The 26442-nt window shown below is 71.0% G+C and carries 25 protein-coding genes and 2 tRNA genes; 17 read left to right on the top strand and 10 right to left on the bottom strand.

What is annotated here, in order from left to right; translation table 11 throughout:
* Positions 1-5: 5 nt before the first annotated feature.
* The gene (locus OG985_RS17275) at positions 6-548 is read right to left on the bottom strand and encodes a PPA1309 family protein (RefSeq protein ID WP_371669231.1); all 543 of its coding nucleotides are present in this window, start codon (positions 546-548) and stop codon (positions 6-8) included.
* Positions 549-713: 165 nt separating this feature from the next.
* Between OG985_RS17275 and OG985_RS17270 the strand changes: the two genes are divergently transcribed.
* From OG985_RS17270 to OG985_RS17255, 4 genes are all read left to right on the top strand, one after another.
* Positions 714-3647, top strand: coding sequence for a UPF0182 family protein (locus tag OG985_RS17270; RefSeq protein WP_371674401.1), 2934 nt, complete (start codon positions 714-716; stop codon positions 3645-3647).
* A 55-nt stretch (positions 3648-3702) separates the two neighbouring features.
* Positions 3703-3776, top strand: a tRNA-Met gene (locus tag OG985_RS17265).
* A 205-nt stretch (positions 3777-3981) separates the two neighbouring features.
* A complete protein-coding gene (locus OG985_RS17260; protein WP_371669230.1) occupies positions 3982-5796 on the top strand; it encodes a sel1 repeat family protein in 1815 nt (604 codons plus the stop codon).
* Between the two features lie 361 nt (positions 5797-6157).
* Positions 6158-6231 (top strand) — tRNA-Met (locus tag OG985_RS17255).
* Positions 6232-6458: 227 nt separating this feature from the next.
* Here OG985_RS17255 and OG985_RS17250 read toward each other — a convergent pair.
* A complete protein-coding gene (locus OG985_RS17250; protein ID WP_371669229.1) occupies positions 6459-6875 on the bottom strand; it encodes a Fur family transcriptional regulator in 417 nt (138 codons plus the stop codon).
* 124 nt (positions 6876-6999) lie between these two features.
* Here OG985_RS17250 and OG985_RS17245 point away from each other — a divergent pair, with 124 nt between their 5' ends.
* Positions 7000-8472 carry a catalase gene (locus OG985_RS17245; RefSeq protein ID WP_371669228.1) on the top strand — a complete coding sequence of 491 codons (1473 nt, stop codon included), beginning with the start codon at positions 7000-7002 and terminating at the stop codon, positions 8470-8472.
* A gap of 76 nt (positions 8473-8548) precedes the next feature.
* Here the strand turns inward: OG985_RS17245 and OG985_RS17240 are convergent, their stop codons facing one another.
* Positions 8549-8941 carry a cyclic nucleotide-binding/CBS domain-containing protein gene (locus OG985_RS17240; RefSeq protein WP_371669227.1) on the bottom strand — a complete coding sequence of 131 codons (393 nt, stop codon included), beginning with the start codon at positions 8939-8941 and terminating at the stop codon, positions 8549-8551.
* A gap of 147 nt (positions 8942-9088) precedes the next feature.
* Complete coding sequence (gene hisN / locus OG985_RS17235) at positions 9089-9889, bottom strand: histidinol-phosphatase (protein ID WP_371669226.1); 801 nt, start codon at positions 9887-9889, stop codon at positions 9089-9091.
* Positions 9890-10194: 305 nt separating this feature from the next.
* Between hisN and OG985_RS17230 the strand changes: the two genes are divergently transcribed.
* Complete coding sequence (locus OG985_RS17230; protein WP_371669225.1) at positions 10195-10806, top strand: TetR/AcrR family transcriptional regulator; 612 nt, start codon at positions 10195-10197, stop codon at positions 10804-10806.
* A gap of 39 nt (positions 10807-10845) precedes the next feature.
* Here OG985_RS17230 and OG985_RS17225 read toward each other — a convergent pair whose 3' ends face one another.
* The 4 genes from OG985_RS17225 to OG985_RS17210 form a co-directional block, all read right to left on the bottom strand.
* Positions 10846-11169 (bottom strand): multidrug efflux SMR transporter, encoded by a 324-nt coding sequence (locus OG985_RS17225; protein WP_371669224.1) that lies wholly within the window; start codon positions 11167-11169, stop codon positions 10846-10848.
* A 186-nt stretch (positions 11170-11355) separates the two neighbouring features.
* Positions 11356-12366 carry a ribosome small subunit-dependent GTPase A gene (gene rsgA / locus OG985_RS17220; RefSeq protein WP_371669223.1) on the bottom strand — a complete coding sequence of 337 codons (1011 nt, stop codon included), beginning with the start codon at positions 12364-12366 and terminating at the stop codon, positions 11356-11358.
* 10 nt (positions 12367-12376) lie between these two features.
* On the bottom strand, positions 12377-13717 hold the full coding sequence (aroA, locus tag OG985_RS17215; protein WP_371669222.1) for a 3-phosphoshikimate 1-carboxyvinyltransferase: 1341 nt from the start codon (positions 13715-13717) through the stop codon (positions 12377-12379).
* Positions 13718-13874: 157 nt separating this feature from the next.
* Positions 13875-14597, bottom strand: coding sequence for a M50 family metallopeptidase (locus tag OG985_RS17210; protein ID WP_371669221.1), 723 nt, complete (start codon positions 14595-14597; stop codon positions 13875-13877).
* A 50-nt stretch (positions 14598-14647) separates the two neighbouring features.
* On the opposite strand from OG985_RS17210, the gene OG985_RS17205 reads away from it, so the two are divergent.
* The 10 genes from OG985_RS17205 (at position 14648) to OG985_RS17160 (ending at position 24692) form a co-directional block, all read left to right on the top strand.
* Positions 14648-15463: an SOS response-associated peptidase gene (locus OG985_RS17205; protein ID WP_371669220.1), complete on the top strand. Its 816-nt coding sequence runs from the start codon at positions 14648-14650 to the stop codon at positions 15461-15463.
* Between the two features lies 1 nt (position 15464).
* The gene (locus OG985_RS17200) at positions 15465-16112 is read left to right on the top strand and encodes an alpha/beta family hydrolase (RefSeq protein WP_371669219.1); all 648 of its coding nucleotides are present in this window, start codon (positions 15465-15467) and stop codon (positions 16110-16112) included.
* Positions 16113-16360: 248 nt separating this feature from the next.
* On the top strand, positions 16361-17053 hold the full coding sequence (sigR, locus tag OG985_RS17195; protein ID WP_371669218.1) for an RNA polymerase sigma factor SigR: 693 nt from the start codon (positions 16361-16363) through the stop codon (positions 17051-17053).
* Positions 17050-17358 carry a mycothiol system anti-sigma-R factor gene (gene rsrA, locus OG985_RS17190; protein ID WP_371669217.1) on the top strand — a complete coding sequence of 103 codons (309 nt, stop codon included), beginning with the start codon at positions 17050-17052 and terminating at the stop codon, positions 17356-17358. Before sigR ends, rsrA begins: the two co-directional genes overlap by 4 nt.
* Positions 17359-17482: 124 nt before the next feature.
* Positions 17483-18790, top strand: coding sequence for an HD-GYP domain-containing protein (locus OG985_RS17185; RefSeq protein ID WP_371669216.1), 1308 nt, complete (start codon positions 17483-17485; stop codon positions 18788-18790).
* The gene (locus tag OG985_RS17180) at positions 18787-20070 is read left to right on the top strand and encodes an HD-GYP domain-containing protein (protein ID WP_371669215.1); all 1284 of its coding nucleotides are present in this window, start codon (positions 18787-18789) and stop codon (positions 20068-20070) included. Before OG985_RS17185 ends, OG985_RS17180 begins: the two co-directional genes overlap by 4 nt.
* 102 nt (positions 20071-20172) lie before the next feature.
* Positions 20173-21153: a tetratricopeptide repeat protein gene (locus tag OG985_RS17175; protein ID WP_371674400.1), complete on the top strand. Its 981-nt coding sequence runs from the start codon at positions 20173-20175 to the stop codon at positions 21151-21153.
* A gap of 152 nt (positions 21154-21305) precedes the next feature.
* The gene (def, locus tag OG985_RS17170) at positions 21306-21956 is read left to right on the top strand and encodes a peptide deformylase (RefSeq protein WP_371669214.1); all 651 of its coding nucleotides are present in this window, start codon (positions 21306-21308) and stop codon (positions 21954-21956) included.
* A 280-nt stretch (positions 21957-22236) separates the two neighbouring features.
* Positions 22237-23322: an epi-isozizaene synthase gene (gene cyc1 / locus OG985_RS17165; RefSeq protein ID WP_371669213.1), complete on the top strand. Its 1086-nt coding sequence runs from the start codon at positions 22237-22239 to the stop codon at positions 23320-23322.
* Positions 23319-24692: a cytochrome P450 gene (locus OG985_RS17160; RefSeq protein WP_371669212.1), complete on the top strand. Its 1374-nt coding sequence runs from the start codon at positions 23319-23321 to the stop codon at positions 24690-24692. Before cyc1 ends, OG985_RS17160 begins: the two co-directional genes overlap by 4 nt.
* Positions 24693-24696: 4 nt before the next feature.
* Here OG985_RS17160 and OG985_RS17155 read toward each other — a convergent pair whose 3' ends face one another.
* Complete coding sequence (locus OG985_RS17155) at positions 24697-25659, bottom strand: GlxA family transcriptional regulator (RefSeq protein ID WP_371669211.1); 963 nt, start codon at positions 25657-25659, stop codon at positions 24697-24699.
* 93 nt (positions 25660-25752) lie between these two features.
* Between OG985_RS17155 and OG985_RS17150 the strand changes: the two genes are divergently transcribed.
* Entirely contained in the window at positions 25753-25971 is a 219-nt protein-coding gene (locus OG985_RS17150) for a hypothetical protein (protein WP_371669210.1), read from the top strand.
* Here the strand turns inward: OG985_RS17150 and OG985_RS17145 are convergent.
* On the bottom strand, positions 25932-26426 hold the full coding sequence (locus tag OG985_RS17145; protein WP_371669209.1) for a hypothetical protein: 495 nt from the start codon (positions 26424-26426) through the stop codon (positions 25932-25934). The genes OG985_RS17150 and OG985_RS17145 overlap by 40 nt on opposite strands.
* Positions 26427-26442: the final 16 nt, after the last annotated feature.

The following is a 26442-nucleotide window of genomic DNA, read 5'->3' as shown; positions in this document are numbered from 1 at the left end:
GACGGCTACTCCTCGAACGTCGCCGACAGTGCCTCGGCCAGGCCCGGGACCAGCGCACCGCCGGTGAGGACCTCCGTCGGGGTGTCCTTCTCGCGCAGGCGCAGGGCCGAGTCGCGGGAGCCGTCGCGCAGCACCGCGACCGTCATACGGACCTCCTGGCGGTCCGGGTGCTCGGCCACCCACTGCGCGAGCTTCTTCTCGTTCAGCCCCTCCGGGACGGACGCCTCGGCGGACGGCGGCAGCATCAGGCGCTCCACGGTGAGCGCGCAGCCGGCCACCGCGTCGGGCCAGGCGATCGTGGCGAGGAACTCGTCCAGCGGCTTTCCGGCCGGGATCTCCTCCTGCTCGATGGGCGTGAGAGCGGCGGCCGCCGGCTCGTCCTGAAGGCCGAGCTGGGCCGCGAGTGCGGGTTCCTGGGTGCGCAGCCGCGCGGTGTCTACGAGGGCGAAGAGGCGGGCGGGCTGGTCCCAGCCGAGGCCGGAGGCGTACTCGTCGATCTCGAGTACGGCCCGGGTGAGCGGGCTCGCCGCCATGGGTGTGTTGGACATGGTCACAATCCTGCCTCGTTCATGGCCGGAATCGGGAACCGAGTAAAGCGTGAGTAAGTTGCATAGGTGTGGGCCTACGATCACGAGGCCCCCCGACGGCCCGCCTGGACAGGGGCCTGACGGACCGACAGCGAACTTCTTGGGGTGCGCACCTTGGCTTTCCAGATGCCGGACCGCGGCGGAGGCCCGACGGGGCCGCGGATGAGAGTGGGCCGCCCGTCCCGGCGCGTCCGGACCCTGCTCATGACACTGGGAGTGCTTGCCGTCCTCGGCATGGCGTTCACCATGTTCGCGGGCTTCTGGACGGACTGGCTCTGGTACCGGTCGGTGAACTACTCGTCCGTGTTCACGACGACTCTGTGGACCAAGATCGGACTCTTCTTCGTCTTCGGTCTGCTGATGGCGCTCGCGGTCGGCTTCAACATCTGGCTGGCGCACCGGCTTCGGCCGCCGCTGAGCGCCATGTCGATGGAGCAGCAGAGCCTCGACCGCTACCGGATGGGCATCGCGCCGTACAAGCGGTGGCTGCTGTTCGGGATCACCGCGCTGGTCGGTCTGATCGCCGGTGCCTCGGCGTCGAGCCAGTGGCGGACCTGGCTGATGTGGGTCAACGGCGTGCCCTTCCACCAGAAGGACCCGCAGTTCCACCTCGACGTGTCCTTCTACGCCTTCGACCTGCCCTGGTACCGCTTCCTGCTGGGCTTCGGCTTCGCCGCCGCGATCCTCTCCCTGATCGCCGCCGCGCTGACCCACTATCTGTACGGCGGGCTGCGCGTCACCAGCCCCGGCGCGCGCGCCACGGCCGCGGCCACCGGACACCTGTCGGTCCTGTTGGGCATCTTCGTCGCGCTGAAGGCGGTCGCGTACTGGCTCGACCGGTACGGTCTCGCGGTCAAGTCCAGCGACTTCAAGGCGACCGACAACTGGACCGGTCTCAGGTACGTCGACGCCAACGCCTACCTGCCGGCCAAGACGATCCTGTTCTGCATCGCCGTCATCTGCGCCCTGCTGTTCTTCGCCACGCTGTGGCGGCGCACCTGGCAGCTGCCCGTGATCGGCTTCGGTCTGATGGTGCTGTCCGCGATCCTCATCGGCGGCCTCTACCCGGCGATCGTGCAGAAGTTCCAGGTGCAGCCGAACGAGCAGGCCAAGGAAGCGCCGTACGTCGAGAAGAACCTCAAGGCGACGCGTGAGGCGTACGGCATCGACGGCGCCAAGGTCACCGAGTACTCGGGCAAGAGCACGACCAGCGACAAGACCGAGCTGCGCGACGACGTCGACTCCACGGCGAGCATCCGCATCATGGACCCGAACGTCGTGTCGCCGACCTTCCAGCAGCTCCAGCAGATCCGGAACTACTACGCGTTCCCGACCAACCTGGACGTCGACCGGTACAGCAAGGACGGCAAGGACCAGGACACGGTCATCGGTCTGCGTGAGCTGAACCTCAACGGCATCCCGAAGAACAACTGGATCAACGACCACTTCCGCTACACCCACGGCTACGGCGCGGTCGCGGCCAAGGGCACCGAGGCCGACGCCGAGGGCCGCCCGGTCTTCACCGAGTCCGACCTGCCGTCCAAGGGCGACCTCGGCTCGTACCAGCAGCGGATCTACTACGGCGAGAAGACCAATACGTACTCGATCGTCGGCGGTCCCCAGAAGGAGATCGACTACTCCGACGACAACGGCGAGAAGACCACCAGCTACGAGGGCACCAGCGGGGTCAACCTCTCCAACCCGATCAACCGGGCCGCGTACGCGGTGGCGTTCAGCGAGCCGCAGATCCTGTACTCCGGGGCGATCGGCGAGGGCTCGCGGATCCTGTACAACCGCACGCCGAAGGAGCGCGTCGAGGCGGTCGCACCCTGGCTGACCATCGACGGTGACGCCTACCCGGCGGTCGTGGACAACAAGATCCAGTGGATCGTCGACGCCTACACGACGACCAACGGATACCCGTACGCCTCCCGTACGACCCTCGGTGACACGACGGCCGACTCGCTGACGGCGACCAACAACAACCGCACGGTGGTCGCCCAGCAGAACCAGGTCAACTACATCCGCAACTCGGTGAAGGCGACCGTCGACGCGTACACCGGCGCCGTCAAGCTCTACCAGTGGGACACCGAGGACCCGGTCCTCAAGACCTGGATGAAGGCGTTCCCGGGCACGGTGGAGTCCCGGAGCGACATCTCGGCCTCGCTGATGGCCCATCTCCGGTACCCGCAGGACCTGTTCAAGGTCCAGCGCGAACTGCTCACCCGCTACCACGTGAAGGACCCGACCACCTTCCTCAGCGGCAGCGAGGTGTGGCAGGTGCCCGACGACCCGGCCACCAAGTCGGGCAACGCGGTGCCGCCGTACTACCTGAGCATGAAGATGCCCGACCAGGCGGCGCAGGCCTTCTCGCTGACGACGACCTTCACGCCCAACGGCCGTGACAACCTGAGCGCGTTCATGTCGGTCGACGCGGAGGCGGGCACACCGGACTACGGCAAGATCAGAATCCTGAAACTGCCGACCAACACGACGGTCAACGGGCCCAAACAGGTCCAGAGCACCTTCAACTCCGAACAGCGGATCGCCGAGGCCATCAAACTGCTGCAGGGCGGCGACTCCGACGTCGAGTACGGAAACCTGCTGACGGTGCCACTCGACGGAGGACTGCTGTACGTGGAGCCGGTCTACGTACGCGGTGGTGGACTCAAGTACCCGCTGCTGCGGAAGGTGTTGGTGACCTACGGCGGTGCCACCGCCTTCGAGAACACCCTCGACGAGGCCCTCAACAAGGTGTTCGGAGCCTCGGGTCCCACCACCCGGCCACCGGACGACACCACCACCAACCCACCACCGACATCGACCAGTCCGACGGTCCAGGACGCGTTGGACGACGCCCAGAAGGCCTTCGACGCCGGCCAGGAAGCTCTCAAGAAGCCCGACTGGGAGGCGTACGCGGCGGCGCAGAAGGATCTCGAGGCGGCGCTCAAGCGGGCCGAGGACGCGCAGGCCAAGGCCGACAAGAGCAGCGGCAGCAGCAAGCCCAGCAGCAGCCCCAGCCCGAGCGGCAGTCCCAGCAGCAGCGCGAGCAGCGGGTGACGCGATAAGCGATCAAGTGCCCACCCCGCGCCGTGATACGGTTGGCTCACAACGGCGCGGGGTGGAGCAGCTCGGTAGCTCGCTGGGCTCATAACCCAGAGGTCGCAGGTTCAAATCCTGTCCCCGCTACTGATTGCGAAGGCCCGGATCCTCCAAGGATCCGGGCCTTCGTGGTGTGCGAACGCATGTGCCGAGGGGTTGGATGGCCGCGCCGCCGTGGGGAGTTGGGCGATCTGTGTTTGACTTGTCTCTCTGTGGGCAAGTCGACAAAACGCTGAAGTGACCTCACTGGCTGCGGTATACCAGGTGTACCCAGGTTGCAGGTGGTGCGACGATGGACGTTATGGGGGACAAGGCAACTCTGTTCGAGACAGGGCGATTTGTGCAGCCTTCCGGACCGGGCGAGGCCGGTGAGGTCGCGGAGGACGCGGCCGAAGAGGTGCGGCAGAGGCTTGCCGCCGAAGCGGGCGACGCCGGGGCGATGAGCGTCCTCGGGGCCCTGCTGCTGCGCCGTGGCGATCTCGACGGAGCCGAGCCCCATCTGCGTGCCGCCACGGCGGCGGGGGACCGCGCGGCCGCCAACAACCTGGGAGTCCTGCTCCACCAGCGGGGATACGCGGACGAGGCCGCGGGATGGTGGCGTATCGCCGCCGTCGCCGGGTCGGCCGCCGCCGCACACGCACTGGGCCGGCACCACCGCGAGCGCGGGGACGAGCCGGCCGCCGAGTACTGGCTGAAGCAGTCCGCCGAGCAGGGACACGCGCTCGGCGCGTACGCGCTCGCCGACCTGCTCGAGCACCGGGGCGATGCCGGGACCGAGCGGTGGATGCGGGCCGCCGCCGAGCGCGGACACCGGGAGGCCGCCTACCGGCTGGCGCGCGCTCTGGACCGGCGCGCCACCCAGGAGGAGGGCCGTGACGGTGACGACAGTGTCGGCGCCGCCGGGACGGAGGCCGAGCAGTGGTACCGGCAGGCCGCCGCGCGTGGGCACCGGCGGGCCGCGCTGCACCTCGGGGCGATCCTGGAGCGGCGCGGTGCGCTCAAGGAGGCCGGGCGCTGGTATCTGACGTCCGCCAAGGACGGAGAGGCGCGCGCCGCGTGCGCGCTCGGGTTCCTGCTGCGGGACGCGGGCGACACCGAGAGCGCCGCCGTGTGGTGGCTGCGCGCCGCGCAGGACGGCGACGGCAACGCCGCCAACGCGCTGGGCGCGCTGCACGCCGAGCGGGGCGAGCCGCAGACCGCCGAGCGGTGGTACCGGGCGGCGATGGACGCGGGTGACGTCAACGGCGCGTACAACCTCGGGCTGCTCTGCGCCGAGCAGGGGCGCACCGCGCAGGCCGAGCAGTGGTACCGGCGCGCGGCGTACGCCGGGCACCGGGAGGCGGCGAACGCGCTGGCGATCCTGCTGTTGCAGGGCGGCGACACGGCGGGAGCCGAGCCGTGGTTCTCCAAGGCGGCCGAGGCGGGGAGCGTGGACGCCGCCTTCAACCTCGGCATCCTGCACGCCGGACGCGGCGAGGAGCGGCCCGCGCTGCGCTGGTACGAGCGGGCCGCGGCCGCCGGGCACACGGAGGCGGCGCTCCAGGTCGGGATCGCGCGGCTGCGGGACGGCGACGAGCCGGCGGCGGAGCGGCATCTGCGGTGCGCGGCGGGCGGCGGGAGCCCCGAGGCGGCGTACCGGCTGGCGACCGTGCTGGACGCGCGGCGACCGCCGGTGCCCGAGCACGAGCTGGGGGAGTCCGTGCACGAGAAGAGCGAGTGCGAGGAGTGGTACGAGCGGGCGGCGTCCCAGGGACACCGGCGGGCGCAGGTGCGGGTCGGGATGCTGGCCGCGGCCCGGGGCGATGTCGTCGAGGCGGCGCGCTGGTACCGGGAGGCGGCCGAGGCGGGGTCCCGCAACGGCGCGTTCAACCTGGGGCTGCTGCTGGCCCGGGAGGGCAGCGAGCCCGAGGCGGCGGTCTGGTGGACGCGTGCGGCCGACGCCGGGCATGGGCGGGCGGCGCTCCGGCTCGCCCTGGTCTACGCGCGTCGCGGCGAACTGGCGGAGGGGCAGCGGTGGGCCGACCGGGCGGTGACGCTCGGACCGGCCGAGGTGTCGGAGCGGGCCACCCGACTGAGGGACGCGCTGCGGCAGGAACTGTCGGCCTGACGCCAGGGCGGCGGGGCCGGGCGGCTGGAACCCGGCCTCGCGCGTCCCGGGCCGCCCGCCCCGGCCCCGCGCGCCCTGGACCGTCCGCCGCTGACTTGTGCGCCTCGGCCCCGCCCGTCCCGGCCTCGCGCGCTCTGGACCGTCCGCCTCGGCCTCGCGCGCCCCGGCCCGCGCGCCCTGGACCGTCCGCCGCTGACCTGTGCGCCCCGGACCGCCCACCTTGGCCCCGGCCCCGCCCGCCCCGGCCCCACCCGTCCCGGACCGCCCGCCCCGGCCCCGTGTCCCCGACCGCCCGCCGCTGACCTGGGCCGGAAGCGATTTGCTTCTGTCGGCGTCCTTGACGTAACGTTGCATTCATCGCCGCGGGGTGGAGCAGCTCGGTAGCTCGCTGGGCTCATAACCCAGAGGTCGCAGGTTCAAATCCTGTCCCCGCTACTGAAGGCCGAGGGCCGGAATCCGAAAGGGTTCCGGCCCTCGGTGCGTTTGGGGGATCGCGTCACGCGCCCGTACCTGTCGCATCACGTGCCCGCCCCTGCCACGACGCGCCCGCCCGCACCTTTCGCGGAGCAGGCAGCGCGAAGCCCCGGCACCCAAGGGGCCGGGGCTTGCGTGGTCGGCTCTGAGGCGGTGCCGGACGATTCGGTGCTTGACGAGTCCGTGCTCTACGCCGCGGCGCAGTTCGGGCACACGCCGCGGTAGGTCACCTCGACGTCCGACACCGTGAAGCCGAAGCGCTCGGAGTCGGGGAGGTCGGACAGCGGGTTGCCCGTGGGGTGGACGTCGCGGATCGCCCCGCACTGGGCGCACACCAGATGGTGGTGCGGGCGGTGTGCGTTGGGGTCGTACCGCTTGGCGCGGCGGTCGGTGGCGACCTCGAGCACCTCACCGAGGGAGACCAGCTCGCCCAGGGTGTTGTAGACGGTCGCCCGGGAGATCTCGGGCAGCCTGACGACAGCCCTCGAGTGGACCTCGTCGGCCGTCAGGTGGACGTGCTCGCCGTCGAGGACCTCGGCCACGACACGTCGCTGCGCGGTCATACGCCATCCGCGTCCGCGCAGCCGTTCCAGAAGGTCGCTCATGGGCTCAGCCTAACAGAAGGGGACCAGAATCCGAACAGGTGTGACTTTGGAGCCTGGCTTGACTTAGATAATGTCTAATATAGGATCGAACTCGACTCTGGTCAGAAAACAGGACTGGCAGGGAATGACGCAGGAGGCGCACGTGACGCAGGGACCGCTTACGACGGAGGCCGGCGCGCCGGTGGCCGACAACCAGAACAGCGAGACCGCGGGCGTCGGCGGCCCGGTTCTCGTCCAGGATCAGCTTCTGCTCGAGAAGCTCGCCCACTTCAACCGTGAGCGCATCCCGGAGCGCGTCGTCCACGCGCGCGGTGCGGGCGCCTACGGCACCTTCACGGTGACCGCCGATGTGACGGCGTACACGCGCGCCGCCTTTCTCTCCGAGGTGGGCAAGCAGACCGAGACCTTCCTGCGGTTCTCGACCGTGGCCGGCAACCTCGGTGCCGCGGACGCCGTCCGTGACCCGCGCGGTTGGGCGCTGAAGTTCTACACCGAGGAGGGCAACTACGACCTCGTCGGCAACAACACCCCGGTGTTCTTCATCAAGGACGCCATCAAGTTCCCCGACTTCATCCACACCCAGAAGCGCGACCCGTACACCGGCTCGCAGGAGGCGGACAACGTCTGGGACTTCTGGGGGCTATCGCCCGAGTCCACCCACCAGGTGACCTGGCTGTTCGGCGACCGCGGCATCCCCGCCTCGTACCGCCACATGAACGGCTACGGCTCGCACACCTACCAGTGGAACAACGAGGCCGGCGAGGTCTTCTGGGTCAAGTACCACTTCAAGACGGACCAGGGCATCAGGAACCTGACCACCGAGGAGGCCGTCCGCCTCTCCGGCGTCGACCCCGACTCGCACCAGCGCGATCTGCGCGAGTCCATCGAGCGCGGTGACTTCCCGACCTGGACCGTGCAGGTGCAGATCATGCCGGCGGGCGACGCGGCCGCCTACCGGTTCAACCCCTTCGACCTCACCAAGGTGTGGCCGCACGAGGACTACCCGCCGGTCGAGATCGGCAGGCTGGAGCTCAACCGCAACCCGGAGAACATCTTCGCCGAGGTCGAGCAGTCGATCTTCAGCCCCGCCCACTTCGTGCCGGGCATCGGCCCCTCCCCGGACAAGATGCTCCAGGGTCGCCTCTTCGCGTACGGCGACGCTCACCGCTACCGCGTCGGCGTCAACGCCGACCACCTGCCGGTGAACCGCCCGCACGCGACCGAGGCGCGCAACAACTCCCGTGACGGCGCCCTCTACGACGGCCGTCACAAGGGCGCGAAGAACTACGAGCCGAACAGCTTCGGCGGCCCCTTCCAGACGGACCGCCCGCTGTGGCAGACGTTCAACGGCTTCACCGGCGCGACCGGCAACCACGAGGCGCCGGTGCACGCCGAGGACAACGACTTCGTGCAGGCGGGCAACCTCTACCGCCTGATGTCCGAGGACGAGAAGGGCCGTCTGATCGAGAACCTGTCCGGCTTCATCGCCAAGGTCACGCGGGACGACATCGCCGAGCGCGCGATCAACAACTTCCGCCAGGCTGACGGAGACTTCGGCAAGCGGCTGGAGGCCGCGGTCCAGGCCCTGCGCGGCTGACACCAGCACTGGACCGCTTGTCGTGGGAGGTGGGCCGGTTCCTCCGGGGACCGGCCCACCGGCGTGCCCGGGGTGCTCAGGCGGGGACCTGCTGTCGCAGCGGTGCCCAGCAGCGGATGATGTCGCGGACCGAGACGATGCCGACGGGCTCGCCGCGGTCGAGGACGATGAGGTGACGGAAGCCGCCGTGAGCCATGGCGGCGGCCGCCTCCTCCAGGGTCCAGGCGGGGGAGGCGAACACGACGTCGTTGGTGGTGTGGTCCTGGGTGCGTTCCGCGTCCGGGCTCTGGCCCAGGCCCACGGAGTTCAGGATGTCGCGTTCGGTGAGGATGCCGACGCCGCCGGCGTCGGGGTCGAGGACCACGGCCGCGCCGACGCGGCGGGCGGACATCAGGGCTGCGGCCTGACGGAGGGTATGGGCGGGGCCGATGGTGAGGACCACCGTGCTCATGGCGTCACGGACGAGCATGGGATGGAGCCACCTCCTAGAGAACCCACTTTGTTCATGTATTCACAAATGCACAAGTGGGTGGACTCTCAGAGTCGCAGGTAAAGCGCGGGTCAACAAGGGGGCGCGTGCGGCCGGAGCACGGCGCGCGCGGTCACCTCGGTGTCCTCAGTAGCGCTGGTTGAGATACCCCAGGAACTCGTCGTGGAGCAGGCCGTTGGAGGCCGCCGCGTTGCCGCCGTGGGGGCCGGGGCGTCCGTCGAGGCCGGTGAAGGTGCCGCCGGCCTCCGTCACGATGATCGCGTTGGCCGCCATGTCCCACAGGGACAGCTCGGGCTCGGCGCAGATGTCCACGGAACCCTCGGCGACCATCATGTAGGGCCAGAAGTCGCCGTACGCGCGGGTGCGCCAGACCTCGCGGCTCAGGTCCAGGAATCCGCCCAGCCGGCCCTGGTCGTCCCAGCCGGTGAGCGAGGAGTAGGCGAAGGAGGCGTCGGAGAGCCGGGAGACGTTGGAGACGCGCAGCCGGCTCGCCGAGGAGAGGCTCCGGCCGGAGAACGCGCCGTGCCCCTTCGCGGCCCACCAGCGGCGGCCCAGGGCCGGGGCGGAGACCACGCCGACGACGGGCTGGAAGCCGCCCTCGGCGGCCTCCATGAGCGAGATCAGGGTCGCCCAGACGGGCACACCGCGGACGTAGTTCTTGGTGCCGTCGATCGGGTCGATGACCCAGCGGCGGGGACCGGTGCCCTCGATGCCGTATTCCTCGCCGAGGATCGCGTCGCGCGGGCGGGCGCGCTGGAGCTGGCCGCGGATGATTTCTTCCGACGCCTTGTCCGCCTCGCTCACCGGGGTCATGTCCGGCTTCGTCTCGACCTTGAGGTCGAGGGCCTTGAAGCGGGCCATCGTCGCGGCGTCGGCGGCGTCCGCGAGGACATGGGCGAGACGCAGGTCGTCGTGGTAGTCGGGCATGTGGTGAACGGTATCTTCCGGGGTCGCGGCGGGGCTACAGCGGACCGGGTCCCTTGTGGGCCGGGGAGTGGGGGGCCGGGGGCACGGGGCTTCGCCGTGAGGGTAGTGCGCGGAGGACGGGGCTTCGTCGTGGGGGCGGTGTGCGGGACACCGGGCTTCGTCGTGGGAGCGCGGTGTGCGGGGCACGGCGAGGGTCAACGCCCCGCGCGCGACGGGCTCCTGGCGCCCCCCGGCACCGCCGCGAACCCTTGACAGTGCTCGTGTGCGCGTCAAATCTGGGGCGAAGCCGCTCGCCCAGGGAGGCGATGATGCCTGCAGCGCGGGAATCCCTGCTGGACTCCGCTTACACGGCGCTGGCGCGCCGGCCGTGGTCCGCCGTGCGGATGGTGGACGTGGCCGCGGCCGCCGGAGTGTCCCGGCAGACGCTGTACAACGAGTTCGGCAGCAAGGAGGGCCTCGCCCGGGCGCTCGTCCGCAGGGAGGCCGACGGTTACCTCGCCGGGATCGACCGCGCGCTCGCCCAGCCGCTGGACGCCCGTGAGCGGCTGACCGCGACCGCCGAGTGGACAGCGTCCGCGGCCCGCGAGAACCCGCTGGTACGGGCCATGGTCACCGGCTGCTGGAGCGAGCGCCTGCCCGCGCCGACGCTGACTGCGGTCCCGTCCTCCTCGGCCGTACCGGCGCAGCGCCGGGCCGACGGGCCGCTGCCGTCACCCGGTGACTTCGTGGCGCTCGTCCGCGAGCGGGCCGTGGCCGCCCTGTCCGGCTCCGGTACGGCCAAGCCGGAGAGCGCCGAGCTGGTCCGTGCCTGTGAACTCGTCGTCCGTCTCGCCCTGTCCTGCGTCGCGGCCCCGCCTGGCGAGGAAGGCGTCGGCGAACTCGTACGGGCGGCTCTCTACCGGCAGTTGACGACCTAGAGATGGTCTGGAGGACGTGCGAGGACTTCGCAGGGCGGCTCAGTGCGCGGAGCCCGAGAGCTGGAGTCCGATGACCCCGGTGATGACCAGGCCGATCGAGACGATCTTCAGCGTCGACACCAGGTCGCCCAGGAAGATCATGCCGTAGATGGCGGTGCCGGCCGCGCCGATGCCGGTCCACACGGCGTAGGCGGGTCCCACGTCCAGTTTGCGCAGGGAGAGGGTCAGCAGCCCGAAGCTGCCGAGGGCGAAGACACAGAAGGCGACGGTCGGCCAGAGTCTGGTGAAGCCGTGCGACAGCTTCAGACAGACGGCGAACCCGGTCTCGAGCATCCCGGCGACGACGACCAGCAGCCACGCCATGTGCTGTCCTCCCGTATGTTCACGTGTCCCGTGTTCACGTGTCCCAGCATCCGGTGACCGTTTCGTCGGGTTGTGGCCGGGCTTGAATCCGGCTCGGTGCGAGTATGCCCTTACCGGACCCGCGTGGGGACAAACAACGCGCAGGTCAGCCGCCCTCCCCAGGTGCCCCTTAGCGTGCGGCCGCCCTCAGTCGCCCTCCGTGCGTTCGCGCGTGGCCAGCAGCCGGCGCAGGGAGTACAGGCGCGCGGGGTCGGCGTGCCCCTCGGCGACCCAGGCGTCCAGCGCGCAGTCCGGCTCGTCGTGGCTGCACGCGCGCGGGCAGCCCTCGGTGCCCGGCTCCAGGTCGGGGAAGGCGAGGATCACCCGGGACGGGTCGATGTGGGCGAGACCGAAGGAGCGGACGCCCGGGGTGTCGACGACCCAGCCGGCGTCCCCGCTCAGCGGCAGGGCCAGGGCGGAGGTCGTGGTGTGGCGGCCGCGGCCGGTCACCGCGTTCACATGACCGGTCAGCCGGCGCCGGTCCTCCGGGACGAGCGCGTTGACCAGGGTCGTCTTGCCGACGCCCGAGTGCCCGACGAAGGCCGTGATCTTGCCGTCGAGCTGCTCGCGCACCCGGGCCGCCGCGTCGCCGTTCTCCAGTTCCTCGCGGCTGGTCACGACGTACGGGATGTCCAGGTGGCCGTACAGCTCCAGCAGCTTGTCGGGCTGCGTCAGGTCCGACTTGGTCATGACCAGGAGGGGTTCCAGGCCGGCGTCGAACGCCGCCACCAGGCAGCGGTCTATGAGGCGCGGGCGGGGTTCCGGGTCGGCCAGGGCCGTGACGATCGCCAGCTGGTCGGCGTTGGCGACCACCACGCGCTCGTAGGGGTCGTCGTCGTCGGCCGTGCGACGCAGGACCGACTTCCGTTCGTTGATGCGGACGATTCGCGCGAGGGTGTCCTTCTTGCCGGTCAGGTCACCGACGATCGCCACCTGGTCGCCGACCACCGCGGCCTTGCGGCCGAGCTCGCGGGCTTTCATCGCCAGCACGATCTGGCCGTCGACCAGGCAGGTCAGGCGGCCCCGGTCGACGGTGAGGACCATGCCCTCGACCGCGTCCTCGTGCTTGGGGCGGATGTGCGTACGGGGTCGGTTGCCCTTGCGGTTCGGGCGGGAGCGGATGTCGTCCTCGTCGGTGTTCTTGCCGTAACGGCGCATGGCGAAGTCCTCAGGCCCCGAGCATCCCGGCCCACAGGTCGGGGAAGTCCGGCAGGGTCTTGGCCGTCGTCGCCACGTTCTCGATCTGCACGCCCTCCACCGCGAGGCCGAGGATCGCGCCGGCCGTGGCCATGCGGTGGTCCTCGTACGTGTGGAAGATGCCGCCGTGCAGTCGGCGCGGACGGATGTGGAGGCCGTCGGCCGTCTCGGTCACGTCACCGCCGAGCTCGTTGATCTCCTTGGTGAGCGCGGCCAGCCGGTCCGTCTCGTGCAGGCGCAGGTGGGACACGCCCCGGAGGGTCGACGGGGAGTCGGCGAGGGCCGCGACCGCCGCGATGCCCGGGGTCAGCTCGCCGACCTCGCCCAGGTCCACGTCGATGCCGTGGACCGAGCCCGATCCGGTGAACACCAGGCCGTGTTCGGTGAGTTCACACGCACCGCCCATTTCGGTGAAGATCTCCCGCAGCCGGTCACCCGGCTGGGTGGTGCGGGACGGCCAGTCGGGGACGACGACCTTGCCGCCGGTCACCAGGGCCGCCGCCAGGAAGGGCTGGGCGTTGGAGAGGTCCGGCTCGACCGTCAGGTCCCGGCCGAGCAGGGCACCGGGCGTGACCCGCCAGACGTTCGGCTCGCCGCCCGACTCCGGGGTGTCCACCTGCGCGCCGACCGCGCGCAGCATGTCGACGGTCATGCGGATGTGCGGCAGGGAGGGCAGGGAGGAGCCGGTGTGGCGGACCTCGACGCCCTGGTTGAAGCGGGGAGCGGACAGCAGCAGCGCGGAGACGAACTGCGAGGACGAGGAGGCGTCGATCTCGACCGGGCCGCCGTCCAGGGCGCCGCCGCCGTGCACCGTCAGCGGGAGCGAGCCGCGGCCGTCGTCGTCGATGCGGGCGCCGAGGGCGCGCAGCGCGTCGATCACGCCGGTCAGGGGGCGCTCGTACGACCTCGGGTCCCCGTCGAAGCGGATGGGGCCGTCGGCGAGCGCGGCGACCGGCGGCAGGAAGCGCATCACCGTGCCGGCGTTGCCGACGTCGACCGTGGCCGGGCCGCGCAGACCCGACGGGATGATCCGCCAGGCCTCCCCGGAGCCGCCCGGGGTGCCCGCGCCGGAGGAACTCGACGACACCGTCTCCTCGATGCCGACGCCCATCTCGCGCAGCGCGCCCGCCATCAGCAGGGTGTCGCGGGAACGCAGGGGGCGCCTCAGCCAGCCGGGCTCCGAGGCGAGGGCGGCGAGCACCAGGGCACGGTTGGTGACCGACTTGGACCCGGGCACGTGGACCGTCGCGTCGACGGCTCCGCTCGCGTGCGGGGCGGGCCAGAGGGCGGTGTGTGCGGGGTTAACGGGCATGGACCCACTTTAGTGGGGGTTCGCTGTGGCGGGCCTGGCCGGGGACCGCGGGTCGGTGGTCGGCCGGGGGCGCGTTGTGGCTGGTCGGGCCCGCGCGGCGGAGCCGCACCTCAGGACGGGTCTCACACCCCTGTGGGGGACTTCGCCACCGCGGGTCTCACACCTCCAGCAGCCACCGCCCGCCGCCTATCAGCGAGCACAGGGACACCGCGTGGAACAGGAACAGCCACAGCCCCGCCGGTACGTGGGTGAGCCGGGACAGCTGGTCGGCGTCCGAGTCGCCCGCGCCTCCCCGGGTCCGCTTCGCCTGCAGTTCGAAGGCCGGGCGCACTCCGCCGACCAGCAGGAACCACACCACCGCGTAGGCGAACGCCGCCTGCACCTGGGGGCCGGCCAGCCAGGACACCAGCACGAACGTGCCACCGGTGAGGATCACGGTGAGCGCGCCGTACGCGTTGCGGATCATCACCAGCATCGCCACCAGCAGCGCCGTAGCCAGCCACAGCAGCGCGGTGATGTGTCCGGCGGCGAGCAGTGCGGCGGCGCCGAGGCCGAGCAGCGGGGGAGCGGTGTAGCCGGCGGCCGCGGTCAGGATCATGCCGATTCCGTACGGCTTGCCGCGACTGACCGTGAGGCCACTGGTGTCCGAGTGCAGCCGGATGCCGGTGAGGGTACGGCCGGTGCACAGCGCGACCAGGCCGTGGCCGCCCTCGTGGGCGATGGTGATGGCGTTGCGTGAGACCCGCCACAGGCTGTGCGGCACGACCAGGGCGAGCGCCGCCGCGAGGGTCGCGATCACCACCCACAGGTCGGGGTCGGGCTGGCTGCCGAAGACCTCGTCCCAGAGGGAGGCGAGCGGTTCGGTTGCGGTGGTGAGCATGTTCGGCGGTGGCTCCCTCTGCGCGTGGCGAATCTGGCAGTCTGGCACGTATGTGCGGACGGTATGCGGCGAGTCGTAGGCCAGAGGATCTCGCAGGAATCTTTGAGATCGAGAAGTGGGAGCCCGAGGAGGCTTTGGCGCCCGACTTCAACGTGGCCCCCACCAAGGAGGTCTACGCGGTCCTGGACCGTCCACTGAAGGACGCCGACGACCCGAAGCCGGTTCGCCAGTTGCGCAAGCTCACCTGGGGCCTGGTCCCGTCCTGGTCGAAGACGCCCGAGGGCGGCGCCCGGATGATCAACGCCCGCGCAGAGACGGTGCACGAGAAGCCGTCGTTCCGCCGGGCCCTCACCGCCCGCCGCTGTGTCATCCCCGCCGACGGCTACTACGAGTGGGTCACCGGCACCCAGGAACGGGACCTGGAGGTCGAGGGCAGGAAGAAGCGGCCGCGCAAGCAGCCCTACTTCGTGCTCCCCGCCGACGGGTCGGTCTTCGCGATGGCCGGCCTGTACGAGTTCTGGCGGGACAAGACCCTGCCCGACGACCATCCGCGGGCCTGGTGGGTGACATGCTCCGTGATCACCACGGAGGCCGAGACGACCCCGCTGGCGGTGGCCCCCGAGCAGGGCCCGCACGCGCTGGCGGACATCCACCCCCGGATGCCGCTGATGCTGACGCCGGACCGGTGGGACGCGTGGCTGGACCCGGCGCGGACGGACGTCGACGACATCCGCTCACTGCTGGAGCCGCCGCCCGCGGGCATGATGCGCGCCTACCCCGTGTCCACCGCGGTCAGCAACGTCCGCAACAACGGGCCGGAGCTGTTGAAGGAGCTGGAGGGGCCCGAGGAGGGCACACTCTTCTGACGTGACCCATGCGACGGACGTGACCAGCGAGACCATCGAGACCGACGCGGGAACCGCCCGCGTCACCTGGCACCGGGTGAGGAAGGCGCGCTTCGTCCTGGCGGTGAGCCACGGCGCCGGCGGCGGCATCGAGGCGCGCGACCTCCAGGCGCTGGCGGCGGTGCTGCCCGGGCACGGAGTGAGCGTCGCGCTCGTCGAGCAGCCCTGGCGGGTGGCCGGCCGCAAGGTCGCGCCCGCGCCCAGGACACTGGACGTGGGCTGGCGGGGCGTGTGGCCCGCGCTGGCCGCCGCCGGACCGCCCGTGATCTCCGGCGGGCGCAGCGCCGGCGCCCGGGTCGCCTGCCGTACGGCCGTCGAGCTCGGCGCGCACGCCGTGCTCGCCCTCAGCTTCCCGCTGCACCCGCCGGGGAAGCCCGAGAAGTCCCGGGCCGGCGAACTGCTCGGGGCCGGGGTGCCCACCCTCGTCGTGCAGGGCGGCAACGACCCGTTCGGAAAGCCGGAGGAGTTCCCCGAGGGGACGTACGAACTGGTCGGGGTGCCGTACGGCGACCACGGTTTCGCCGTACCGAAGCGGGCGGAGCTCACCCAGGATCGGGCCGTGGCGCTCGTCACCGACGCGGTGGTGCGGTGGAGCGGGTCACTCGGGTAAAGCTTCGGGAATGCCGTGCACGGGCCCACTGTTGATGCGGACAGAAGTGCTGAACCACCAGCGCCGACGCCGTAGGAGAGGAAGTCCGCCGCATGGGTTCGACCATCTGCCCCAGCCGCACCGACCTGGACTGGACGGTGCTGCACGCGGCGAAGACCGTGCCTGTTCGAGCGGCGGGCGGACCGGATCGTCGTCTATCCTCCGATTCTGATGGGACCGGTTTCGGTCCCCTCCGGACATTCGAGGAGGTGGGTCCGGTCACTGGGACCGACGCAGGGACCGAACACGGCCAGGCGGAGCAGCCCGAGGGCCAGGGCACGAGCGAGGCGACGACGGAAACGTCCTCCGAGCGCAGCGCGCGCTTCGAGCGGGACGCGCTCGAATTCCTCGACCAGATGTACTCGGCCGCGCTGCGCATGACGCGCAACCCTGCCGACGCCGAGGACCTGGTGCAGGAGACGTACGCCAAGGCGTACGCGTCCTTCCACCAGTTCCGCGAGGGCACCAACCTCAAGGCGTGGCTGTACCGGATTCTGACCAACACGTTCATCAACTCGTACCGCAAGAAGCAGCGCGAGCCCCAGCGCAGTGCGGCCGAGGAGATCGAGGACTGGCAGCTGGCGCGCGCCGAGTCGCACATGTCGACCGGTCTGCGCTCCGCGGAGTCGCAGGCGCTCGACCACCTGCCCGACTCGGACGTGAAGTCGGCGCTGCAGGCGATCCCCGAGGAATTCCGCATCGCCGTCTATCTCGCGGACGTCGAGGGCTTTGCGTACAAGGAGATCGCGGACATCATGGGGACACCCATCGGTACGGTGATGTCCCGGCTGCACCGGGGCCGCCGTCAACTGCGCGGCATGCTCGAGGACTACGCCCGTGACCGCGGGCTGGTCCCGGCCGGTGCCGGAGAGTCGAACGAAGCGAAAGGCTCGGGCTCATGAGCTGCGGAGAGCCGCACGAGACGGACTGCGGCGAGATCCTGGATCATCTCTACGAGTTTCTCGACCACGAGATGCCCGACGCCGACTGCACCAAGTTCGAGCACCACTTCGAGGAGTGCTCGCCGTGCCTCGAGAAGTACGGCCTGGAGCAGGCGGTGAAGAAGCTCGTCAAGCGCTGCTGCGGGCAGGACGACGTGCCCACCGATCTGCGCGCCAAGGTCATGGGGCGGATCGACCTGATCCGCTCCGGGCAGGCCGTGCCGGAGCACGACGTCACCGCCGCACCGGCTCCGCAGGAGTCCTGAACTCCCGCCCCGCAGTGGGCTGTCGTCACTCGAACGTGCTAATCCGTCGGGCTTGAGCCCGCGGACCCCCCTCGCGCCGTCCTAGGCTCCGACCCTGAGCCGCGACGGCCGGGGGAGGCACGTGATGGAGACCGTTCCGCCACGGGCACGCGTGTACGTCTCCTGTGTCGCCGTCGGCGCATTGCTCTGTCTGCGTCCGCTGCCGGCCGCACACACCCCCTGGTGGGCCGTCCTCCTGCTCGCCGCGTTGTACGGCGGCTGCGAGCGGGTCGCCGCCAGGTGGCGCGTCGCCGGAACCTTTTTCCCCGTGCTGCTCGCCGCCGCCTTTCTGCTGCCCCCGGCCGCCGCTGCGCTCGTGCCGCTGCCCGGGGCCCTGCTCTCCCCGGTCGACCGGCGGCCGCGGGGCCTGCGGCGGGTCTGGCGGGCCGCCCAGCTCGCGATCGCCGTGTGGGTGGCGGCGCGGGTGCACGGGGCGCTGGGCGGAGGGGACGCCGTCGCCGTGTCCGACTTCCCGTACGCGCTGGCACCGGCCGGGGCCGCGGTGGTGGCGTTCTGCCTGGTGCTCTGCCTGCTGGACGGCGGGATCCTGGCGCTGGCCGAGCGGGTGCCGGTGCGGCGGGCATGGCGGGGACTGTTCCCGAGGTCGCTGGCGCCGGTCTTCGTGCACGGGCTCGCCGGGCTGATGATGGCCGTGCTGTGGCGCAGCCCCTACGGGCCCGTCGCCGCGCTGCTCGTGCTGTGCCCGATGGGTGTCTCGTGGTGGGCGTTCGCCCAGTACCACCGCGAACGTGCGGCGCACCGGGCCACCATCCGCGCGCTGGTGCAGGCCGTCGACATCAAGGACGGATACACCCGCGGGCACAGCGAGCGGGTCGGACAGGCGTCCATGATGATCGCGCGTGAGCTCGGGATGGACGACGAGCGGGTCGAGGTGCTCCGCTTCGCCGGAATCCTGCACGACGTGGGAAAACTCGGCGTACCCACCCGGCTGCTGCGCAAGGACGGGCCGCTCACCCCCGAGGAACGGCGGGTGATCGAGCTGCACCCCGAGTACGGGCACGAGATGGTCCGCGGGATCTCCTTCCTCGGGGAGGCGCGAGCGGCGGTCCTGCACCATCACGAACGGCTGGACGGCAGCGGGTACCCCTACGGGCTGAGCGGGAGCCAGATCCCGGAGTCCGCGCGCGTGGTCGCGGTCGCCGACGCCTTCGACGCGATGACCTCCACCCGGTCCTACAGCAGGGCCCGGCCGGTGGAGACGGCACTGGCGGAACTGGGGCGCTGCGCCGGGAGCCAGTTCGACCCCCGGATGGTGACGGCCCTCCTGCGGGCGCTGACCCGGCACGGCTGGCACCCGGTCGCGACCGGGGACGACGCCCGCCCGCCCCGGCCCCGGCCGTCGGCCCCGAGCCGGCCGAAAGCGCACCGATGAGCGCCCGCCGGCCCTCCTGCCTCCGCACGCCGATCCATGCCGCCGCCGCCCTCCTCGCCGCGGTCTGCCTGCTCACCACCCTCTGGACCGGCCTCGACGAACGCCCCCTCGCCCTCGCCTTCGGCCTGCTCGTCACCGTCGGTGAGCTCACCGGCCCCCACTACCGGCCGGGCTCCGGCGAAGGGACCTCCGCGCCCGGTGCCCGGGGCAGGGAGACCGCGCCGCTCGGGGCCGCGGGGGCCCTGTCGTACGCGCTGGTCGCGGCGGACGCGGGGCAGCCCACGCATCACGGTGTTCCGCAGGTCGTGTCCGTGGTCCTCGCCGCCTCGCTCCTGGGCAGTGTGCCGCACATCGCGCGCGGGCAGCGGGCGACGGCCGACCATCTCGCCCGGCGGGTGCTGACCGCGGGATTCGCGGCCGTCTGTTGCCAACCCCTGCACCAGGAGGGTGTGCTGGGCACCTGGGGCGGCCCCGCCTACGCCGTGTCGCTGCTGGCGCTGCTGTCCCTCACCGCACTCTGCGACGCCGTGCTGGCCGCCGCGCAGGCCCACGCGCGCACCCGCTGGCCCTTCGGTCCGCTGCTGCGCGACCAGCTGCGGGCGCTGCTCGGCATCGGGTCCGCGGTGATCGCGACCGGGGCGGTGATGGCGCTCGGCGTCGCGGTGGTCGGGCTGTGGGCGTTGCCGGTGTTCTCGCTGCCCTTGCTGCTCGCCCAGATGTCCTTCCGGCGGTACGCCGCCGTGCGGACCACCTACCGGCAGACCATCGCCTCCCTCGCCCGCGCCACCGAGGTCGCCGGGTACACCCCGGCCGGACACGCCCGCCGGGTGGCCGCGCTCAGCAAGGCCGTGGGGCGGGACCTCGGGCTGTCCGGACCCGAACTGTCCGTGCTGGAGTACGCGGCCCTGATGCACGACATCGGACAGCTGAGCCTGGTCGATCCGGTGCCGGCGGGCGCCACCGCGGGGCTGCCCGTCGCCGAGCAGCGTCGGATCGCGCTGCTCGGCGGCGCCGTCGTCCGGCAGACCGGCGTGGACGCGGCGGTCGCCCTGGTCGTGGAGCGGCAGGCCGACCCCTGCGGGGAGCAGCCGGTGGCCGCCCGGATCGTACGGGCCGTGAACGCCTACGAGGAGAAGGTGCGCGACGCCGGGCCCGGCGGTCCCCTGAACGCCTTGGAGGAACTGCGCCTCGCGACCGCGGGTGACTATGCGCCGGAGGTCGTGGAAGCGCTGGCCCGGGTCCTGTCGAGGGACTGTCTGACCCTGCCCGCGGCTGGGTAACCCATGGGTAATGAGCGCCCTTCCAGCGGTACGTGGTTGGATGCGATGGAAAGGGTGTCCGGGGGCAGCCAGCCCACTCCACGGAACTGGCAGGCGGGAATCGTGAGGATCTTCGGCAAGGGACGGCACCGGCCCTCCGCCTCCTGGCGGCAGGCCACCGACCGCGCGTTCACCCTGATCGGCGACGGCCGGTACGAGGACGCCGGGGCGCTGCTCACACGGGCCGCGGACCTGGAACCCTGGCTGTCGGAGTCCTGGTTCAACCTCGCCCTCCTCCACAAGTTCCGGCACGACTGGGAGCAGGCCCGTGCGGCCGGGCTGCGCGCCGTGGCACTCCTCGAGCGGGAGACCGGGGCGCCCGACTGGTGGAACGTCGGCATCGCCGCCACCGCCCTGCAGGACTGGCCGCTGGCCCGGCGGGCCTGGCAGGCGTACGGGCTGCGGGTGCCCGGCGGCGCCACGGCGGCCGGTGAGCCCCTCGGCATGGACCTCGGCAGCGCGGCCGTACGGCTGTCGCCCGAAGGGGAGGCCGAGGTGGTGTGGGGGCGGCGGCTGGACCCCGCCCGCATGGAGGTGCTGTCCATTCCGCTGCCGTCCTCCGGGCGGCGCTGGGGCGAGGTCGTGCTGCACGACGGGGTGCCGCACGGGGAGCGGACCACCGCCGTGGGACACGCCTATCCGGTGTTCGACGAGATCGAGCTGTGGGCTCCCTCACCCGTCCCCACCTGGGTGGTTCTCCTGGAGGCCGCCACCGAGGCGGACCGGGACGCCCTGGAGCAGCTCGCCGCCGACGCCGGCTTCGCCGCGGAGGACTGGTCCTCGTCCGTACGGCTGCTGTGCCGGATGTGCTCCGAGTCCCGGATGCCGTCCGACGAGGGCGACGGCGAGCACCTCGACCCGCACGACCACAGTGAGCCGGGACATCCCGGGCCGCTCGGTCACCGGACGGACGGGCAGCTGTGGGTGCCGGAGCGGGAGTGCGGTCTGGCCGCGCCGGCCTCGCTGGTGCGGGGGTTGCTGGACGGGTGGGTCGCGGACAGTCCGGATTCACGGGACTGGCGGGACCTGGAAGAGGTCTGCTGAGGCAGTCGTACGGCCGCGGGGCGTCCGCGGCCGGTGGCGCCCGGGCTGCCCGGCCGCACGTCGAGACCGGCCCGCGCCCGTCGGGGGCGGGATCCCCGTACCCTGTATCAGCAACTCACCCCCAGGTTTTTTGAGGAAGGCGTACGTCGGTCATGGCGCAGCAGGACACCGATCAGCAGCACGCGGGCGTGCTCCCCGTGGACGACGAGGGCTTCGTCGTCGACACGGAGGACACGGAGGAGCGCGAGAACGCCTGGCGTGAGCGCGGCACCTCGCGGCCGATCACGGTCGTCGGGAACCCGGTGCTGCACAAGGAGTGCAGGGACGTCACCGAGTTCGGCGAGGAGCTCCAGCAGCTGGTCGCGGACATGTTCGCCTCGCAGCGCACGGCCGAGGGCGTGGGCCTGGCCGCCAACCAGATCGGCGTCGACCTGAAGGTCTTCGTCTACGACTGCATGGACGACGAGGGCAAACGGCACGTCGGTGTGGTCTGCAACCCGAAGGTGGTCGACCTGCCCGCCGACCAGCGCCGGCTGGACGACAGCAACGAGGGCTGCCTGTCCGTGCCCACCGCGTACGCACCGCTCGCCCGCCCGGACTACGCCGAGGTGACAGGACAGGACGAGCGGGGCGAGCCGGTCAAGGTGCGCGGCACCGGATACTTCGCCCGGTGTTTGCAGCACGAGACGGATCACCTGTACGGCTACCTCTACATCGACCGGCTCTCCAAGCGTGAACGCAAGGACGCGCTGCGGCAGATGGCCGAGAACGAGCCCCGCTACCCCGTGGTCGCGAACGACTGACGCCTCACAACACCCCTGCATCCGACGCCTGTTCAGGTCTCCCGTCCTGAACAGGCGTCGTGCGTCTGTGCGTCGCACATCCGATCGCTTGTGCGCGTGCGGTGATCTGTAAGCAGTCGCAGAGGGGGAGCAGCACGGCACTGTGGGGTAGTGAATGAAGCAAATCCGTTCCCAGAACGGTCAGTTGTAGGGCTGAATGGAGTGTGCGGGGATACGCAACGGCGCACGCCCGGCACGGCGGGAGGGGTGTGCGCGACTGGCGGCTGAGAGGGGTTTGTTCGTGCATGCTTTCCCACACAGCACCACATCGACACCGACGGCGATCGCGGTTCCTCCTTCGCTCTCTCTTCCGGTGATCGAGGCAGCGTTTCCCAGGCAACTCCACCCGTATTGGCCCAGGCTCCAGGAGAAGACGCGCACCTGGCTCCTCGAAAAACGGCTCATGCCACCGGACAAGGTGGCTGAATATGCCGATGGCCTTTGCTACACCGACCTCATGGCGGGGTACTACACCTCCGCCCCCGACGAGGTCCTCCAGGCGATAGCGGACTACAGCGCGTGGTTCTTCGCCTGGGACGACCGGCACGACCGCGACATCGTCCACGGCCGGGCCGGAGCCTGGCGGCGCCTGAGGTTCCGTCTGCACGCGGCCCTCGACGCCCCACGCGACCACCTGCGGCACGAGGATCCGCTGGTCGCCGCGTTCGCCGACAGCATGGTGCGGCTGTACTCGTTCCAGCCCGGGGCGTGGAACGCGCGGTTCGCCCGGCACTTCCACGAGGTGATCGAGGCCTACGACCGGGAGTTCCACAACCGCACCACCCAGACCGTGCCCACGGTCGAGGAATACCTCGCCCTGCGCCGCCTCACATTCGCGCACTGGATCTGGACCGATCTGCTGGAACCGAGCGCGGGTCGCGTACTGCCCGACCGTGTGAGAAAACACCCGGCATATCGGCGGGCGGCGCTGCTCAGTCAGGAATTCGCCGCCTGGTACAACGACTTGTGCTCGCTCCCGAAGGAGATCGCGGGCGACGAGGTCCACAATCTCGGACTCTCCCTCATCACTCATGAGGGACTGACCCTGGAAGAGGCGGTCGGAGAAGTCCGGCGACGGGTCGAGGAATGCATAGCCGCATTCCTCGTGGCCGAACGAGAGGCATTACGGTTCGCCGACGAACTCGGTGACGGAACGGTACCGGAAAAGGAACTCGGCGCCGCCGTGCGGACCTGCCTCGGAAATATGCGGAACTGGTTCAGTTCCGTCTACTGGTTCCACCACGAGTCCGGCAGGTACATGGTCGACAGCTGGGACGACCGGTCCACGCCCCCGTACGTCAACAACGAAGCGGCAGGTGAGAAATGACCGTCGAGTCCGTACGGCCCGAACCCCCCGAGGTCCGGGAACCGTGTGAGCCGCCCCTCGCGGGCGGGGGTGTCCCGGGCCTCGGCCACGGGTGGCGACTGGTCCGCGACCCGCTGGCGTTCATGGCCGGGCTGCGCGACCACGGAGACGTCGTACGGCTGAAGCTCGGCCCGAAGACGGTCTACGCGGTCACCGCGCCGGCCCTCACCGGAGCACTGGCGCTCGACCCCGACTACATCATCGCGGGGCCGCTGTGGGAGTCGCTGGAGGGCCTGCTCGGCAAGGAGGGCGTCGCGACGGCCAACGGGCCGCAGCACCGGCGCCAGCGGCGCACCATCCAGCCCGCCTTCCGGCTCGACGCGATCCCCGCGTACGGACCGATCATGGAGGAGGAGGCGCACGCGCTCGCCGAGCGCTGGCAGGCCGGGGAGACGATCGACTGCACCTCCGAGTCCTTCCGGGTCGCCGTGCGCGTCGCAGCCCGCTGTCTGCTGCGCGGCGACTTCATGGACGAGCGGGCGGAGCGGCTGTGCGTCGCGCTCGCCACCGTCTTCCGGGGCATGTACCGGCGCATGGTGGTTCCGCTCGGGCCGCTCTACAGGCTGCCTCTCCCGGCCAACCGCACATTCAACCGGGCCCTGGCCGATTTGCATCTTGTCGTCGACGAGATCGTCGCCGAGCGGCGGGCATCCGGTCAAAAGCCGGACGATTTGCTGACGGAATTGCTGGCGGCGAAGGACGACAATGGCGACCCCATCGGGGAACAGGAGATCCACGACCAGGTGGTCGCCATCCTCACCCCCGGCAGTGAAACCATCGCCTCCACGATCATGTGGCTGTTGCAGATGCTGGCCGAACACCCGGAACACGGGGACAAGGTGTGCGCGGAGGTCGAAGCCGTCACCGGCGGGCGCCCGGTCGGATTCGAGGACGTCCGGAAGCTCACGCACACGAACAATGTCGTCGTCGAGTCCATGCGTTTGCGTCCCGCCGTATGGATATTGACGCGACGGGCGGTGGCCGACACGGAACTCGGTGGCTATCGCATTCCGGCTGGGGCCGACATCGTGTACAGCCCGTACGCGATCCAGCGCGACGCGCGTTCCTATGCGCACCACCTGGAGTTCGACCCCGACCGCTGGCTTCCGGACCGGGTGAAGGCGGTGCCGAAACACGCGATGAGCCCGTTCAGCGTGGGCAACCGCAAGTGCCCGAGCGACCACTTCTCGATGTCCATGCTGACCCTCATCACGGCGGCGCTGGCGACGAGGTACCGCTTCGAGCAGGTGTCCGGGTCCGACGACGGCACCCGGGTGGGCATCACCCTGCGCCCGCAGAAGCTGCTGCTGCGGCCGGTGCCGCGGCGGTGACGGCTCAGGCCGCCTCCGGCCCCCGGAACGTGCGCCGGTAGGCGTTCGGGGTGGTGTCCAGTGCCCGGGTGAACTGATGGCGCAACGCGGCCGCGGTGCCGAATCCGGTTCGGCCCGCGATCGCGTCCATCGTCTCGTCGGTCTCCTCCAGCAACCGCTGTGCCAGCAGCACCCGTTGACGCAGGATCCAGCGGTACGGAGTCGTCCCCGTCTCCTGCTGGAAGCGGCGGGCGAAGGTGCGCGGGGACATGTGCGCGCGGTCGGCGAGCTGCTCGACGGTGACCTCCTCGTCGAGGTGCTCGGCCATCCACACCAGCACGTCACCGACGGTGTCGCACGAGGACCTGGGCAGCGGCCGCTCGATGTACTGGGCCTGCCCGCCGTCCCGGTGCGGCGGCACGACCATCCGCCGGGCGATCTTGTTGGCGACCTCGGTGCCCTGGTCCTTGCGCACGATGTGCAGACAGGCGTCGATGCCCGCGGCGGTGCCGGCGGAGGTGATGACCGGGTCCTCGTCGACGTACAGCACGTCCGGCTCGACGGTCACGTGCGGATACCGGCGGGCGAGCGCCTCCGCCTGGTGCCAGTGCACGGCACACCGCCTGCCGTCCAGCAGCCCGGCCGCGGCGAGCAGGAAGACGCCGGAGCAGACGCTGAGCACCCGGGTCCCGCGGGCCACCGCGCGCCGCAGGGCCTCGAGGAGTTCGGGCGGGAAGTCCCGGGAGGCGTAGTTCTCCCCGGCCGGTACGGCGATGAGGTCGGCCTCCTCCAGCCGCTCCAGGCCGTGCTCGATGTGCAGGCTGAAGCCTGCCCGAGAGCGCAGCGTCGGCCCCTCGGCCGAGACGACCGCGAAGTCGTACACGGGCAGTCCGTCGTCGCTGCGGTCGGTGCCGAAGACCTCGCACGCGACGCCGAGTTCGAAGGGGTTCACGCCGTTCAGGACGACGGCGGCCACGTTTTCCAGCATGGAGCCAGTGTGCCTCGAAAGTGGCAGTAAATCGAGCCCCTGCGGCAGTCCTGCCACTGTTGGTAAGGAGTGTCGGTGGTCAGACTGGTGTACATGAATACGACACAGACGCAGGCAATCATCGGAATGCTGGCCGCTCTCGGGCTCCTGGTGTTCATGGTCACCCCCGCGGTGATCGGCATCGCGCACGAGCGGCGGATGGAACGTCAGATCAGGAAGGCGGAGCAGTCCCGCCGCGACCCGCAGCCCGCCCGGCCGGTGCGGAGGCGGTCTCAGCGCTTCGTCACCACGACCGTCACCCACCACTCCTGAAGCCCCTTGCACGAGATGCGGCCGGACGAGGTGGCGCACAGCGGCCGGGACGAGGACAGCCGTACCGTCCCGGCCGAGACCGCCTCGAAGGCGGCGGAGGCGTCACCGCCCCGCAGGACGATGCCGCTGTTGACGGCCTTCAGGCCCGGTCCGTCGGCGGTGACGGGAGTCCAGGCGCGGTCGGCGGTACCGTCCAGACCGATACGGATCACGCCACCGGTCGACAGGCAGAACCTGCGGCCGGTGTCGGCCGCGTCCAGGGCCGATCGTGCCGCACAGGTCTCTCCGGAGGCGCCCGTCGAGGGGGACGGGGACGGCGACACGGGCGAGGTCACGGCGTCGCTGCCCCGGCTGTCGGTCCCGGGGTCGGTTCCGGCCCGCGTGCCGCCGCAGCCCGCGAGGGTGAGTGTCACCGCCGCGAGGGCGGCGATCCGGTACTGGATGGTTCGGCTCATGGCAGGGCCTCCTTCT

Source organism: Streptomyces sp. NBC_00289 (assembly GCF_041435115.1).
Lineage (GTDB): Bacteria > Actinomycetota > Actinomycetes > Streptomycetales > Streptomycetaceae > Streptomyces.
This window is presented reverse-complemented; position numbering and strand designations above follow the sequence as displayed.